The sequence below is a fragment of the Streptomyces sp. NPDC033131 genome, from assembly GCF_055578365.1.
Genome location: NZ_JBVIPA010000031.1, coordinates 70389 through 83603 on the forward strand (window position 1 = coordinate 70389; position 13215 = coordinate 83603).

Annotated in this window: 13 protein-coding genes; 8 read left to right on the forward strand and 5 right to left on the reverse strand. The window is 69.7% G+C overall.

What is annotated here, in order from left to right:
• The first annotated feature begins 959 nt into the window (after positions 1-959).
• From ACZ5XS_RS31980 to ACZ5XS_RS31990, 3 genes are all read left to right on the forward strand, one after another.
• A complete protein-coding gene (locus ACZ5XS_RS31980; RefSeq protein WP_468657192.1) occupies positions 960-2192 on the forward strand; it encodes an amidohydrolase family protein in 1233 nt (410 codons plus the stop codon).
• A gap of 7 nt (positions 2193-2199) precedes the next feature.
• Complete coding sequence (locus tag ACZ5XS_RS31985) at positions 2200-3117, forward strand: TIGR03619 family F420-dependent LLM class oxidoreductase (protein ID WP_468657194.1); 918 nt, start codon at positions 2200-2202, stop codon at positions 3115-3117.
• Positions 3118-3239: 122 nt separating this feature from the next.
• A complete protein-coding gene (locus ACZ5XS_RS31990; protein WP_468657196.1) occupies positions 3240-3893 on the forward strand; it encodes a LuxR C-terminal-related transcriptional regulator in 654 nt (217 codons plus the stop codon).
• A gap of 28 nt (positions 3894-3921) precedes the next feature.
• On the opposite strand, the gene ACZ5XS_RS31995 is transcribed toward ACZ5XS_RS31990, so the two are convergent.
• Entirely contained in the window at positions 3922-4752 is an 831-nt protein-coding gene (locus tag ACZ5XS_RS31995; protein WP_468657198.1) for a hypothetical protein, read from the reverse strand.
• 58 nt (positions 4753-4810) lie between these two features.
• The gene (locus ACZ5XS_RS32000) at positions 4811-5542 is read right to left on the reverse strand and encodes a hypothetical protein (RefSeq protein ID WP_468657200.1); all 732 of its coding nucleotides are present in this window, start codon (positions 5540-5542) and stop codon (positions 4811-4813) included.
• Between the two features lie 200 nt (positions 5543-5742).
• Between ACZ5XS_RS32000 and ACZ5XS_RS32005 the strand changes: the two genes are divergently transcribed.
• The 4 genes from ACZ5XS_RS32005 (at position 5743) to ACZ5XS_RS32020 (ending at position 10985) form a co-directional block, all read left to right on the forward strand.
• Positions 5743-6495 (forward strand): SDR family NAD(P)-dependent oxidoreductase, encoded by a 753-nt coding sequence (locus ACZ5XS_RS32005; protein ID WP_468657202.1) that lies wholly within the window; start codon positions 5743-5745, stop codon positions 6493-6495.
• Between the two features lie 98 nt (positions 6496-6593).
• Entirely contained in the window at positions 6594-7712 is a 1119-nt protein-coding gene (locus tag ACZ5XS_RS32010) for an LLM class flavin-dependent oxidoreductase (RefSeq protein ID WP_468657204.1), read from the forward strand.
• Positions 7713-7806: 94 nt separating this feature from the next.
• Positions 7807-9537, forward strand: a complete 1731-nt coding sequence (locus ACZ5XS_RS32015) for an N-acyl-D-amino-acid deacylase family protein (RefSeq protein WP_468657206.1) — start codon at positions 7807-7809, stop codon at positions 9535-9537.
• Complete coding sequence (locus ACZ5XS_RS32020) at positions 9534-10985, forward strand: aldehyde dehydrogenase family protein (RefSeq protein ID WP_468657208.1); 1452 nt, start codon at positions 9534-9536, stop codon at positions 10983-10985. Before ACZ5XS_RS32015 ends, ACZ5XS_RS32020 begins: the two co-directional genes overlap by 4 nt.
• 15 nt (positions 10986-11000) lie before the next feature.
• Here ACZ5XS_RS32020 and ACZ5XS_RS32025 read toward each other — a convergent pair whose 3' ends face one another.
• The 3 genes from ACZ5XS_RS32025 to ACZ5XS_RS32035 all read right to left on the reverse strand — a co-directional run bounded on the left by ACZ5XS_RS32025 (position 11001) and on the right by ACZ5XS_RS32035 (position 12566).
• Positions 11001-11426 (reverse strand): hypothetical protein, encoded by a 426-nt coding sequence (locus tag ACZ5XS_RS32025; protein ID WP_468657210.1) that lies wholly within the window; start codon positions 11424-11426, stop codon positions 11001-11003.
• A gap of 86 nt (positions 11427-11512) precedes the next feature.
• Positions 11513-11701, reverse strand: coding sequence for a DUF397 domain-containing protein (locus ACZ5XS_RS32030; RefSeq protein WP_468657212.1), 189 nt, complete (start codon positions 11699-11701; stop codon positions 11513-11515).
• A gap of 10 nt (positions 11702-11711) precedes the next feature.
• A complete protein-coding gene (locus tag ACZ5XS_RS32035) occupies positions 11712-12566 on the reverse strand; it encodes a helix-turn-helix domain-containing protein (protein ID WP_468657213.1) in 855 nt (284 codons plus the stop codon).
• Positions 12567-12767: 201 nt separating this feature from the next.
• Between ACZ5XS_RS32035 and ACZ5XS_RS32040 the strand changes: the two genes are divergently transcribed.
• The gene (locus ACZ5XS_RS32040) at positions 12768-13205 is read left to right on the forward strand and encodes an ATP-binding protein (RefSeq protein WP_468657214.1); all 438 of its coding nucleotides are present in this window, start codon (positions 12768-12770) and stop codon (positions 13203-13205) included.
• Positions 13206-13215 lie beyond the last annotated feature (10 nt).

Sequence of the window (13215 nt, forward strand, 5' to 3'; positions counted from 1 at the left end):
ATCGCCTTCGTCAGCCCCGGGCCGGCCTGATCCGTGAGTCATGGTCGCCCTTGGGCCCCCGGCGGCACCGGATCCGGCTGCCACGGTCACCACTTCATCCCCCGGTGTGCCGGCCACCATCGCCCCGGCCCCGGGCGCTCCGGCCCGCACGGCTGCGGCCGTGGTCTCCGACCCGTCGGATCCAGGCGCCACGGCCACCACATCGCCTTCGTCAGCCCCGGGCCCGTCTGATCCGTGAGTCATGGTCGCCCTTGGGCCCCCGGCGGCACCGGATCCGGCTGCCACGGTCACCACTTCACCCCCCGGTGTGCCGGCCACCATCGCCCCGGCCCCGGGCGCTCCGGCCCGCCCGGCTGCGGCCGTGGTCTCCGACCCGTCGGATCCAGGCGCCACGGCCACCACATCGCCTTCGTCAGCCCCGGGCCGGCCTGATCCGTGAGTCATGGTCGCCCTTGGGCCCCCGGCGGCACCGGATCCGGCTGCCACGGTCACCACTTCACCCCCCGGTGTGCCGGCCACCATCGCCCCGGCCCGCGCGGCTGCGGCCCCGGCCTCGGTCTCCGCCCCGTCAAATTCAGGCGCCACGGCCGACACGCACCCCTCGTCAGCCCCGGGCCCGTCTGATCCGTGAGTCACGGTCGCCGCCTCGGCCCCCCGCACGCCCGTTCCCGGCACCAGCGCCTCCTCCTCGGAGAAGCCGGGACGGCGCCTCTGCTCCGGTACACGCGGTACCTCCGGCACTCGCGGTACACCGTCCATCGCCGTCGTCCCCCTAGATGTCCTGAGCCACCCCGCCAGTTTGCCTTGTTCATGGCAGATGCGTCAGCTGCGGGGGGCGCGATCACAGGGAGGCGCGCGGGATATCACAAGCCCCTCACACTCTCTCCCCGCCTGCTCGGGAACGCGGAAGCCCCATCCCGCTAGCTGACGGATCGTCAGATCGGCGCTACCGTGCCCCCATGGAGACCAACTCACCCCTTCCTCCGATCATTTCCGTCGACGACCACACCGTCGAACCCCCCACCGTCTGGCAGGACCGGCTCCCGAAGAAGTACCTCGACACCGGTCCCCGCACGGTCCGCGCCCCTCTCAAGGAGATGACCTTCCTCGGCGGCCGCTTCAAGCCCGTCATGGGCAGGCCGGGCGACGACGGTCCCGTCGGCGACTGGTGGGTCTACGAGGACCTGCACCGCCCCCTCACCCGCCTCGACACCGCCGTCGGCTACAGCAGGGACGAGATCAAGCTGGAGGTCATCACCTACGAGCAGATGCGGCCGGGGTCGTACGACGTCCCCGCCCGCCTCGCCGACATGGACGTCAACCACGTCCAGTCCGCCGTCTGCTTCCCGACCTTCCCGCGCTTCTGCGGCCAGACCTTCACGGAGGCGAAGGACCACGAGCTCGGCCTCCTCTGCGTCCAGGCCTACAACGACTGGATGGTGGAGGAGTGGTGCGGACCCCAGGCGCACGGCCGCCTCATTCCGCTCACCCTCATCCCCCTCTGGGACGCCGGACTCGCGGCCCGGGAAGTACGGCGCAACGCCGCCCGCGGTGTCCGTGCGGTCGCTTTCTCCGAGATACCCCCGCACCTGGGGCTGCCGTCCGTCCACACCGACGAGTGGGACCCCTTCCTCGCCGCCTGCGACGAGACCGGCACGGTCATCGCCATGCACATCGGCTCCAGCAGCCGTATGCCGTCGACCTCCGCCGACGCCCCGCCCGCCGTCGGCTCCACCATCACCTTCGCCAACTGCTGTTTCTCGATGGTGGACTGGCTGATGAGCGGCAAGTTCGAGCGCTTCCCGAACCTCAAGGTCATGTACGCGGAGGGCCAGATCGGCTGGATCCCCTACATCCTCGAACGGGCCGACGTCGTCTGGGAGGAGAACCGCGGCTGGGGCGGGGTCGCCGACAAGGTCCACCGGCCGCCGTCCGAGCTGTTCGCCGAGCACGTCTACGGCTGCTTCTTCGACGACGCCTTCGGGCTGCGGAACCTGGACGCCATCGGAGTCGGGAACGTCCTGTACGAGACCGACTACCCGCACTCCGACTCGACCTGGCCGAAGTCGCGGGAGGTCGGCGAGGCCCAGATGGGGCACCTCGCTCCGGACGTGGTGGAACGGATCGTGCGGGGCAACGCCATCGACCTGCTCGGGCTCACCCCGGACGGACTCTGGAACGGTCCGAGGTGATCGAGGGATGATCCGGTACGGCATCCAGCTCCCCGTCCAGTCCCAGAGCACCCTCTACGCCGAGCCGTGGGAGGCCGCCGCCGGACCGGTCGACCTCCTTGACATCGCCCGTGCCGCCGACCGTGCCGGCTTCGACTACCTCGCCTGCTGCGACCACGTCGCCATCCCGCGCCGGCTCGCCCCCGCGATGAGTACGGTCTGGTACGACCCGGTCGCCACCCTCGCCTTCCTGGCCGCCGCCACCGAACGCGTCCGGCTGCTCAGCCACGTCGCCGTCGTCGGTCTGCGCCATCCGTTGCTCAGCGCCAAGCAGTACGCGACCCTCGACCACCTGAGCGGCGGGCGGCTGATCCTCGGGGTGGGGGCCGGGCATGTGCCCGAGGAGTTCGAGGCGCTCGGGGTCGACTTCCGGCAGCGCGGGGCCGTGCTCGACGAGTCGGTCGACGCCCTGCGCGTGGCACTCGGCTCCGAGGAGTTCCCCGAACACCACGGCAGGCTCTACGACTTCCAGGACCTCGGCCAGCGTCCCCGGCCGGCCCAGACCCGCGTCCCGCTCTGGGTCGGCGGCTCCTCGCCCGCCGCCGTCCGCCGGGCCGCGCTCAAGGGCGACGGCTGGCTTCCGCAGGGTGACCCGCGGGAGCGGCTGCCCGCGCAGATCGAGACGATCAGGAGCCTCCGGGAAGAGGCCGCCGTCCGAGGGCCCTTCACCGTCGGAGCCATCGCCGAGCCGCTGTACGTCGGCACGCCCACCTGGGACGTCGGGCGCCGCACCCTCACCGGCCCGCCCGACGCACTCGCCGAGTCCCTGCGCGCCTACCGCGCGATGGGCGTCCAGCAGATCCAGGTGAGGTTCCGGAGCAGGAGCCGCACCGAACTCATCGACCAGATGGCCGCGTTCGGGGCCGAGGCGGCTCCGCTGCTGTGAGGGATTCCCGGGCAACCTGTCTGGCAGCCTGACCGCATTTATTGAAACTTTGAACATCTGCACGCCGCTTCGCGTACGTACGGACGTACGGACGTGAGACTTCGGCGGAAGGACACCGTGGCGTGCGATCCCCTCAGCGACTCTCCATAGCCCTGGCCTGCCCCGACGGCGGATGGCCGCACGAGGACTGGCCCGCCCCGGACGACCGCCACTTAGGCCGGGTCGTGCACCTGTCCCGGCCCTTCCGTGTGCCCGAGGACGTCGACGTCGTCGTACTCCGCTGCACGGATCCGGCGACCGGCTTCACCGAACTCCTCGGCGGCATGGGGAAGTCGGGCACCCCCGTGATCGTGATCAGCCCGCGCCGGGACACCGAGACCGTCCTCGAGGTGTTCCGCGGCGGTGGGGCCTACCTGGTCGAGGGCGACTACTGCACCTGCTTGCTGTCCGCCGCCGTCCTCGCGGCCACCGTCGGCCACACCTACCTCTCCCCCCTCGCCTGCGACGCCGTCCGGGAGGGCGTCCGGTGGATGTCCGCGGCCGGCACCGCGCGGGAGCGCCTACGGGCCCTGCTCTCCCCGCGCGAGCGGCAGATCATGGACCTGCTCTCGACCGGCCTGGGAGCGCAGGAGATCGGGCTGCGGCTGCGGCTGAGCGAGAAGACCGTCCGCAACAACCTCAGCAACATCTACGCCAAGCTGGACGCACGGGGCGGCACGGACGCGGTCCTGCGGTGGCTCGGAGCCACACCGGCCACGCCCGTGCTTCGCACATGAGAATCCTTTGGTGTCCGAAAGTTTCCGACTACGGCGCGGGAATTTCCGAAGCCGGGATTTCCACGTCGGTAACGTTTTCTCCGCCCTCACCGAATCCGGGCTGCGAGTTGAGTTCCTCGACGCCGTCTCCCACTTCCTGCAGACTCACGCCGCCGGAGGAATTCAGCAGTGCGTTGGCCTCGGGGGTGCCGCATTTCACGTTGCGCAGCCACAGCCGACCGTCCGGCGTGCCGTTGTTCAGGATCTGCGGATAGAAGACATGGATCGTCGCGGCGCCCTCGCTCGGCGAGAAGAACACCGTCTTTCCGTCCTGCGCCTCCTTGTACGTGGCCTTGAGGTATCCGCTCACGTCCGTGCGCTTGTGCGACCACATGAAGAATCCGATGTTGTCCGGCTTCACGGTGGCGGACAGGCTGAACGCAAGGCTGGTTGCCTTGTCGTCGCGCGTGACCTCGAACTCGGAGGTGCTGAATTTCGTGCCGATCTCGATGAGGGAGCCGCCCAGAGTCGTTTCGGAGCTCGCGGTGAATCCCTCCTGCACCTGAACCACCCTGGTGACAGTCGCACTGACATCGAAGGTGTTGGTTACCGCGGTCGTCGTCCCGCAGTTCTTGGACGGGGGTGATACGCGCTCGTTGGGGCCGAGGCTGTTCGCCTTGAACTGGACGTCGACGAACTCGCATTTCTCGAGTTTGTCAGGTTGCGAGGCACAGTCGGAGTTCACCTCGGACGGGGTGGCGGCGCCCGCCTCGTTCATCAGCGGGATGATCACCGCGAGGGCCGCGACGGGTGCCAGAACGAGGGTGACGCGCTTCTTCTTGCCGCGGTGCCTTCGGGTGCGCGGGGCGGGAGTGGTCATGGATTCTCCTGAGGGTGGCGTGCGGGTCGAGCTGGGGCTTCCTGCGCTGTTGCCGGAATCAGCAGTCCTCCAGGACCGGCTCGGAGGTGCCGTCGGGGATCCCCGGCGCGCCCGCGGCACCCGGCAGGACCACGGGCCCCTCGACGACTTCCGGGGCAACGAAGTTCTCCTCGGGCGTGGCGGCGCTGACAGTGGTCGCGGAATTGGCGTCGATCCGCACCCGCCATTCACCCGTCATGCGCTGCATCTTCGGCGTGAACTCCATGTGGAGTACCTTGCCGACCGGCACATCATGCTGTTCCTTGGCGCTGGCCGTAACCGATTTCACGGTCATGTCCAGAGTGCTCTTGTGCTTGACCCAGGATCCGGTCAGGACTCCGAAGAGGCCGCCACCACCGCCCTGGTTGGTCTCCGTGTACTTGCCCTTGCCCTGGGCCACGGTGGCCGACCAGGTGAGGGTCACCTCCGCTGGATCGGTGGCGTCCGGCTCGCAGTTCGGGAAATCGATGGACGACTTCTCGGTGGGGCCGTCGAAGGTCTCGAACTTCGTCTCGACGTAGTCGCAGTTGTCCGCCTGGAAACCGTCGGCGAACCCGCCCTTCGCCGTCTGCCTCTCGCCGTTGATCACCGCGGACCTGTCGCACATCGCCATGATCCGCTCGGGCGTCTTCGCGTCGGCCGCGTTCGCCGACGGAAGCAGCGCGACGACGGCGCCGCCGGTCGTCAATGCCGCGCCTATCGCGACGAATCGGATCTTCTTGTTCTTGAGCTTCCTGCTTCTTTTGGCCATGCCATGTTCCGCTCTTGAGGGTGTCTTTGCGGTTCCGCTGTGGATTATTGGGGTTCCGCACAGGCTGTGGACAGAGTCAAATGTCCCTACCGGCAGGTCACTTGACGTGTGCTTGTGCAATATCTGTGCCATATCTGACGCCGCGTCAGATGCGGCGCTACGATGGCCGGTCCCGGCGAAGCGATGCCAAGGAGGCCGCCATGGGCAAGCTGGACGGACGGGTCGTCCTCGTCACCGGAGCCGCGCGGGGCCAGGGGGAACAGGAGGCCCGGCTGTTCCGGGCAGAGGGGGCCGAGGTCGTCGTCGCGGATGTCCTGGACGACCAGGGGCACGACCTCGCGAAGGAGATCGGCGCGCTGTACGTCCACCTCGATGTGGGGCGCGAGGAGGAGTGGCGGGCCGCGGTCGACGCCGTCGTGGAGGCGTACGGCCGTGTCGACGGGCTCGTCAACAACGCCGGCATCCTGCGCTTCAACTCCCTCGTCGACACGCCTCTCGACGAGTTCATGCGGATCGTGCGGGTCAACCAGGTCGGGGTGTTCCTCGGCATCAAGACCGCCGGGCCCCGGATCGCCGCGGCCGGAGGCGGCACGATCGTCAACACCGCCTCGTACACCGGGATGACCGGCATGGCGTACGTGGGGGCGTACGCGGCCAGCAAGCACGCGATCGTCGGGCTGACCCGGGTGGCCGCGCTGGAGCTGGCGGCCCAGGGGGTGCGGGTCAACGCCGTGTGTCCGGGTGCCATCGACACCGTGATGAGCAACCCGGGTGCCGGCGCCGAGGGGGCGGCGGACGCGCTGTACCGCAAGCTCGTGCCGCTCGGCCGGATCGGGAGGCCGGAAGAGGTCGCCCGCCTCGCGCTCTTCCTCAGCTGCGAGGACTCCTCCTACATCACCGGGCAGCCGTTCGTGATCGACGGCGGGTGGCTGGCGGGTGTGAGCATCAGCTGACGCCCGGTCAGCTATTGACGCTCCCAGTGGCCGGTGGAACAGTCGGATCCATAAATCTGACGGAACGTCAGAAAAACCCGTGGGGACGGTGAACCTTCGTGGAATTCGGGCTCTTCGTACAGGGATACGTGGGCAAGCGCGCCGAGACCGACCCGCTCGCCGAGCACAAGGCGCTGATGGAGGAGACCGAGTACGTCATCCAGGCGGACAGGTCCGGCTTCAAGTACGCCTGGGCGTCCGAGCACCACTTCCTGGAGGAGTACTCGCACCTCTCCGCCAACGACGTCTTCCTCGGCTACCTCGCACACGCCACCGAGCGCATCCACCTCGGCTCCGGGATCTTCAACCCGCTCGCCCAGGTCAACCACCCGGTCAAGGTCGCCGAGAAGGTCGCCATGCTCGACCATCTCACCCAGAACCGATTCGAGTTCGGCAGCGGGCGCGGGGCCGGCTCGCACGAGATCCTGGGCTTCCTCCCCGGCATCACCGACATGAACCACACGAAGGAGATCTGGGAAGAGACCATCGCCGAGTTCCCGAAGATGTGGCTCCAGGACGAGTACGTCGGGTTCCAGGGCAAGCACTGGCAGCTCCCGCCGAGGAAGATCCTGCCCAAGCCGTACGGGAAGTCCCACCCCGCGATGTGGTACGCCGCCGGGTCGCCGCCCTCGTACGCCATGGCCGCCCGCAAGGGCCTCGGGGTGCTCGGCTTCAGCGTGCAGAAGGTCTCCGACATGGAGTGGGTCCTTGAGCAGTACAAGACGGCGGTCGTGGACGCCGAGCCGGTCGGCGCCTTCGTCAACGACAACGTGATGGTGACGACCACCGCGATCTGCGCGCCGACGCACGCCGAGGCGATCGAGATCGCCGTCAACGGCGGGCTGCACTATCTGCCGTCGCTGGTGTTCCGGTACCACGACACGTTTCCCCGTCCCGAGGGGTTCCCGGTGTGGCCGGAGATCCTGCCCGAGTACACCGCGGAGTTCGTCGAGGTCCTCATCGAGGAGGAGCTGCTGATCTGCGGGGATCCGGACGAGGTGTTCCGGCAGTGCAAGCGGTGGGAGCAGGCGGGGGCCGATCAGTTGAGCTTCGGGCTGCCGGTGGGGGTGCCGAAGGAGGAGACGTTGCAGACGATCCGGCTGATCGGGGAGCACGTGATTCCGAAGATCGACACGGATCCTGTTCATCGGACGTCGCGGTTCCGGGCTGCCGGGTGATCGCCGGCGCGGGCCGCGGGCGGTTCGTGGCTGGTCGCACAGTTCCCCGCGCCCCCAGGCAGGCAGTCCCACCGCGAACCAGGAGGTGAGCCCCATGCTTGATCACGTCATCAAAGGCGCGTCCGTTGTCGATGGGAGTGGCGCGCCCTCGTACACCGCCGACGTCGGCATCCGGGACGGACGCATTGCTGTCATCGGGTCGGTGACCGAAGAAGCCCGCACCACCGAGGACGCGCACGGCCTCGTCCTCGCCCCCGGCTTCGTCGATCCGCACACGCACTACGACGCCCAGCTGTTCTGGGACCCTTACGCGACCCCTTCCCTCAATCACGGCGTCACGACGGTCGCCGCCGGCAACTGCGGGTTCACTTTGGCGCCCCTGAACCCGGCACGCCCCGACGACGCCGACTACACCCGCCGCATGATGTCCAAGGTCGAGGGCATGTCCCTGGTCGCGCTGGAGGAGGGGGCGCCCTGGACCTGGCACGGCTTCGGCGAGTACCTGGACGCACTGGAGGGGCGGATCGCCGTCAACGCCGGGTTCATGGTGGGGCACTGCGCGCTGCGGCGGTACGTCATGGGACCGGACGCGATCGGCGGACAGCCGAGCGGGGAACAGCTCGCGGCGATGCTCCGGTTGTTCCACGAGGCGATGGACGCGGGCGCCTGGGGCCTGTCCACCACCCAGTCCTCCACCCACTCCGACGGCGACGGCGAGCCGGTCGCCTCCCGGCACGCCCTGCCCGCCGAGCTGCTGGCGCTCTCGCGGGCCGTCGGTGAACACGAGGGCACCCAGATCGAGGCGATCGTCGCCGGCTGTCTCGACCAGTTCAGCGACGCGGAGATCGACCTGCTCGCGGAGATGAGCGCGGCGGCCGGACGCCCCCTGAACTGGAACGTCCTGACCGTCGACGCGTCCGTCCCCGAGCGGGTGCCCAGGCAGCTCCTCGCGAGCGAGCGGGCACGGAAGGCGGGCGGCAGGGTCGTCGCGCTCACCATGCCGATCCTCACGCCGATGAACATGTCCCTGGGCACCTTCTGTGCCCTCAACCTCATCCCGGGCTGGGGCCCGATCCTCGCCCTGCCCGTCCCGGAGCGGATCGAGAAGCTGCGCGACCCGGCCGTCAGGGCCGGGATGCTGGAGCGGGCCGGGTCCAAGGAGGCGGGCGTCTTCCGGCGGCTGGCGCACTTCGGGCGATACGTCATCGGCGACACGTACAGCGAGGCGAACCGGGGCCTGAGCGGGCGGGTCGTGCGGGACATCGCGGCGGAACGCGGCCAGGACCCGTTCGAGTGCCTGGTCGAGATCTGCGCCGCCGACGAGCTGCGTACGGTGCTGTGGCCCATGCCGACCGACAACGACCCGGCGTCCTGGGCCCTGCGCGCCGAGACCTGGCAGCACGAGGACGTGCTGCTCGGCGGCTCGGACGCGGGCGCGCACCTGGACCGGATGTGCGGAGCCCCGTACACGACCCGCTTCATCGGGGACTGTCTGCGCGGCCGGAAGCTGGTGGGCCTGGAGCAGGCGGTGAAGATGCTGACGGACGATCCGGCGCGGCTCTTCGGCCTGAGGGAGCGGGGCCGGATACGGGAGGGCTGGCATGCGGACCTCGTCCTCTTCGACCCGGAGCGGATCGCCGCGGGCACGGCCACCCTGGTGCACGACCTGCCGGGAGACAGCCCCCGGCTGGACTCCAAGGCCATCGGGATCCGGGCCGTGTGGGTCAACGGGGTCGAGGCGATCCGGGACGACGTGGTGAGCGGGTCGGTACCGGGGAAGGTGCTGCGCTCCGGCCGGGACACCCGGACGGTGGCGACCAGGTGACCGAGGGACAGCGGCTGTTCGTCGGCGGTGCCTGGGCCGAGCCGGAGGGCGGTCACTACGAGGTCGTCGACCCGGCGACCGAACAGGCCCTCGGCCGGGCGCCGGAGGCCTCGCGGGATCAGGTGCTCGCGGCCTGTGCCGCGGCCCGCGAGGCCTTCGGGCCGTGGTCGCGTACGCCACCGGAGGAACGGGCGGCGATCCTCGCGCGGGCCGCGGGGATCATCGGCGGGCATCTGGAGCCGTACGCCGAGCTGGCCCGGGCGGAGACCGGGGCGACCACGACGACGGCCCGGCGCATGCAGGTCGGCGTGGCCGCCGCCCGCTTCCGGCGCTACGCGCGCGTGGAGCCCGCCGAGTGGGCGATCCCGCCGCAGATCAACGAGGCCGGGCCGATGGGGCGGGCTGCGGTGATGGGCGCGCTGGCCGTACGGCAGCCCGTCGGGGTCGTCACCTGCATCACCTCCTACAACAACCCCTGGGCGAACCCGGCGGGCAAGGTCGCCCCGGCCCTCGCGATGGGCAACACGGTGGTGGTGAAGCCGGCCCCGCAGGACCCGCTCTCGGTGTACCGGATGGCGGAGGCGCTGGAGGCGGCCGGGGTGCCGCGCGGGGTGGTGAACGTCGTCTCCGGCCGGTCGGTGGAGGTGGGAGAGGCGGCCGTCGCGTCCCCCGACGTCGACATGGTGAGTTTCACGGGTTCGACGGTGGTCGGGCAGCGCATCGCCGAGGTCTGCGGCCGGTCCATGAAACGTCAGTTGATGGAGCTGGGAGGGAAGGGCGCGGCGGTCGTCTTCGACGACGCGGACGTCGGATCGGCGGTGGCCGGGATCGGGACGACGTTCTCCTTCTACAGCGGCCAGATCTGCACGGCGCCGACGCGGGTGCTCGCGCAGCGAGGGGTGTACGACCGTCTCGTCGAGCAACTGGCCGCGTATGCGGGCCGGTTGAAGGTGGGCGACCCGCGGGAGCCGGACACGGTGGTCGGCCCGGTGATCTCGTCCGCGCACCGGGACCGGGTGGAGTCGTACGTCGAACTCGGCCGGAAGGAGGGCGCCGTGGTGGTGACAGGCGGCGAACGGCCGCCGTTGGACCGGGGTTTCTACGTCGCCCCCACTCTCCTCGCCGACTGCACCAACGACATGCGCGTGGCCCGCGAGGAGATCTTCGGCCCGGTGGTGACGGTCGTCCCCTTCGAAGAAGAGGAAGAGGGGATCGAACTCGCCAACGACACCGACTACGGCCTCATCGACTACGTCTGGTCGGCGGACGTGGCCCGTGCCTTCCGGGTGGCGCGGCGACTGCGGGCCGGCGGGGTCGGCGTGAACACCGTCGGGCGCAACATGGAGGCGCCGTTCGGGGGGTTCAAGAGGAGCGGCGTCGGACGGGACGTGGGGTCGTACGCGCTGCACGCGTACAGCGAGGTGCAGGCGATCGTGTGGCCGGGGTGAGCTCCGGCGGGGTGCTCAGGGGATCCTGACCTCGTACGCGCCGTCGGCAACGTCCGCGGCCGTCGGCGTCACCGTCACACCGCCGAGGGACTGCGACCAGCGCCCCGTCTGCGGGATGTAGGTGCTGCACCTGGCGGTCTCCCAGGCGGAGACGCCATAGGTGACGCCCGGGGCCATCTTGTAGTCGGTGGTGAACCTGATCCGGCCGTCACCGCCGCTGGGGTCGGAGGCGGTCAGGCAGGTGACCGTCTTCCCGTCGTCGATGCGGAGGCTGCCGAACCAGACGATGGAGGTGCCCTCGCCCCGGGCGGTCATGGGGACGTCGGCGGCGAGGACGGCGGTGGCGGCGGCCGGTGCCGCGGTCGCGGTGGGGGCCGCCGCGAGGGCGGTGGCTCCGGTGACGGCGACGAGGGCGCACAGGACGGTTGAGCGGGAGCGCATGATTCCTCCAACTCTCAACACTGGACCTGGCCAGTGTTACCCCCGGTACGCACGGTGAAGGTCCCTGTTTCCGGCCGTCTTCGGACTCACGGCCGGTCCGCCGCCTTCAGCATGCCGAGCAGGGCACCGAACGCGACCGGATCGGCGGTGAGGACGGCTTGGGCGGGGTCGGCGCTTTCGGTGACGTGGACGGTGGTGGGGGAGGGGGCGGATATGTGGACGCAGGCCTCACCTTCTTGGCAGTAGGACGACTTCTGCCAGAGGGGAGTGGGCATGCCGGCTCCTTCACAGGTTGTGGGCGATGGAACGGATCAGATCCCGGGACTTCTCCGGGCCGAGGGCCGTGGCTTCGACGACGTCCAGGAGGCGCCGGTACTTCTGCAGGTGGGCCTCGGCATCCAGAAGGACGGGACCGTGGAACTGGTCCAGCTGCACGGTGTCCAACTCCGGTACGGGCCCGCACAGGTAGTTGATGGACTGGCCTGATCCCGGGAACGCCCCGATTTCGAAGGGCAGTACGCGCAGGGTGATGTGGTCCCGTTCGCTCATGTCGATCAGATGCTGGAGCTGTTCACGGGCCACCCGCCGACCGCCGACCCGCATGTGCAGGGCGGCTTCGTGGACGACGGTGCTGTACGGATTCGGGTTCTCCCGGAACACGACGTCCTGGCGTTTGATGCGGTGCGAGACGCGGTGCTCGACTTCCGGCGGGGTGGGAGTCGGAATCGCCTGGCTGAAGATCTCCCGGGCGTGCTCGGTGGTCTGGAGCATGCCTGGAATGTGCGCGGTGAAGGCGGTGCGGATGGCCGTGGCGTGGTGCTCCAGCTCCGCGAGCGTGAGCAGGCCCGACGGGAGTACCTCGCGGTACGCGTCCCACCACCAGCCACGGGTCTTCTCTCCGGCCATGTCGACGAGGGCGTCGATGTAGGGCTGGTTCGTGCAGGAGTAGACGTGAGCCATCGCCCGGACACGGTCGGGGCTGACTCCGAACCTGGCCGACTCCACATTGCTGAGTTGACCCGAGCTGGTGCCCAGAACCTGGGCGGCCTCGGTCGATGTCAGGCCGGCCCGTTCGCGGAGTTTGCGCAGTTCGGCCGCAATCCGGACACGCCGGGCTGTTGGTGCGGGCCTCGGAGTCATGAGTCCTCCTCGCGCAGGGCTTCCAGCGAGCTTGTCACCCACACGAGGGAGAAAGCGCCGAGATCCTTCGAAAGTTCGCAAAGGACCTTTGCGAAGCCTCTACCTTCGTTACCAGGCGCCCCACCTGGAAGCGCACCGTGGGACGCCACGGCAGAGACACCAGGCATCCGTCCAACTCCCCTCAGCGACCGGAGACTTCCGATGGCCACCGTATCCCCGTGCTGGAACTACACCCTGCACCTTCCGCACGATCCACGCGCACCGGGTATCGCGCGGGGCGCCCTCCGGCTGATCCTGGCCGCCCACGAGATGCCCGAGCTCACCCCCACCGCGGAACTGCTCGCGGCGGAACTGCTGACCAACTCGCACCGCCACACCAAGGGCCCGTACGCCCTCCGCGTCCGCTCGGCGGAGCCCGGCCGGCTGCGGGTGGCCGTATGGGACACGGACCCGCGTGTCCCGCCGGGCTTCTCGGAGCGTGGCTCACCGGCGCCCCCTCTGGACGCGGAGGACGGCCGTGGTCTGCACCTCGTCCGTTCCTACGCGAGCGCGTGGGGCGCCTCGGTGCTCCGCGAGCTGGGCGCGTCGAAGGGCGGCAAGCTGCTGTGGGCCGAGTGCGGGGACGGGGCGACGTGGTGAGCCGGGCCAT

Coding starts and splice junctions, on each gene's coding strand:
- ACZ5XS_RS31980 (WP_468657192.1), top strand. CDS start 960: ATGGAGACCAACTCACCCCTTCCTCCGATCATTTCCGTCGACGACCAC.
- ACZ5XS_RS31985 (WP_468657194.1), top strand. CDS start 2,200: ATGATCCGGTACGGCATCCAGCTCCCCGTCCAGTCCCAGAGCACCCTC.
- ACZ5XS_RS31995 (WP_468657198.1), bottom strand. CDS start 4,752: ATGACCACTCCCGCCCCGCGCACCCGAAGGCACCGCGGCAAGAAGAAG.
- ACZ5XS_RS32000 (WP_468657200.1), bottom strand. CDS start 5,542: ATGGCCAAAAGAAGCAGGAAGCTCAAGAACAAGAAGATCCGATTCGTC.
- ACZ5XS_RS32005 (WP_468657202.1), top strand. CDS start 5,743: ATGGGCAAGCTGGACGGACGGGTCGTCCTCGTCACCGGAGCCGCGCGG.
- ACZ5XS_RS32015 (WP_468657206.1), top strand. CDS start 7,807: ATGCTTGATCACGTCATCAAAGGCGCGTCCGTTGTCGATGGGAGTGGC.
- ACZ5XS_RS32025 (WP_468657210.1), bottom strand. CDS start 11,426: ATGCGCTCCCGCTCAACCGTCCTGTGCGCCCTCGTCGCCGTCACCGGA.
- ACZ5XS_RS32030 (WP_468657212.1), bottom strand. CDS start 11,701: ATGCCCACTCCCCTCTGGCAGAAGTCGTCCTACTGCCAAGAAGGTGAG.
- ACZ5XS_RS32035 (WP_468657213.1), bottom strand. CDS start 12,566: ATGACTCCGAGGCCCGCACCAACAGCCCGGCGTGTCCGGATTGCGGCC.
- ACZ5XS_RS32040 (WP_468657214.1), top strand. CDS start 12,768: ATGGCCACCGTATCCCCGTGCTGGAACTACACCCTGCACCTTCCGCAC.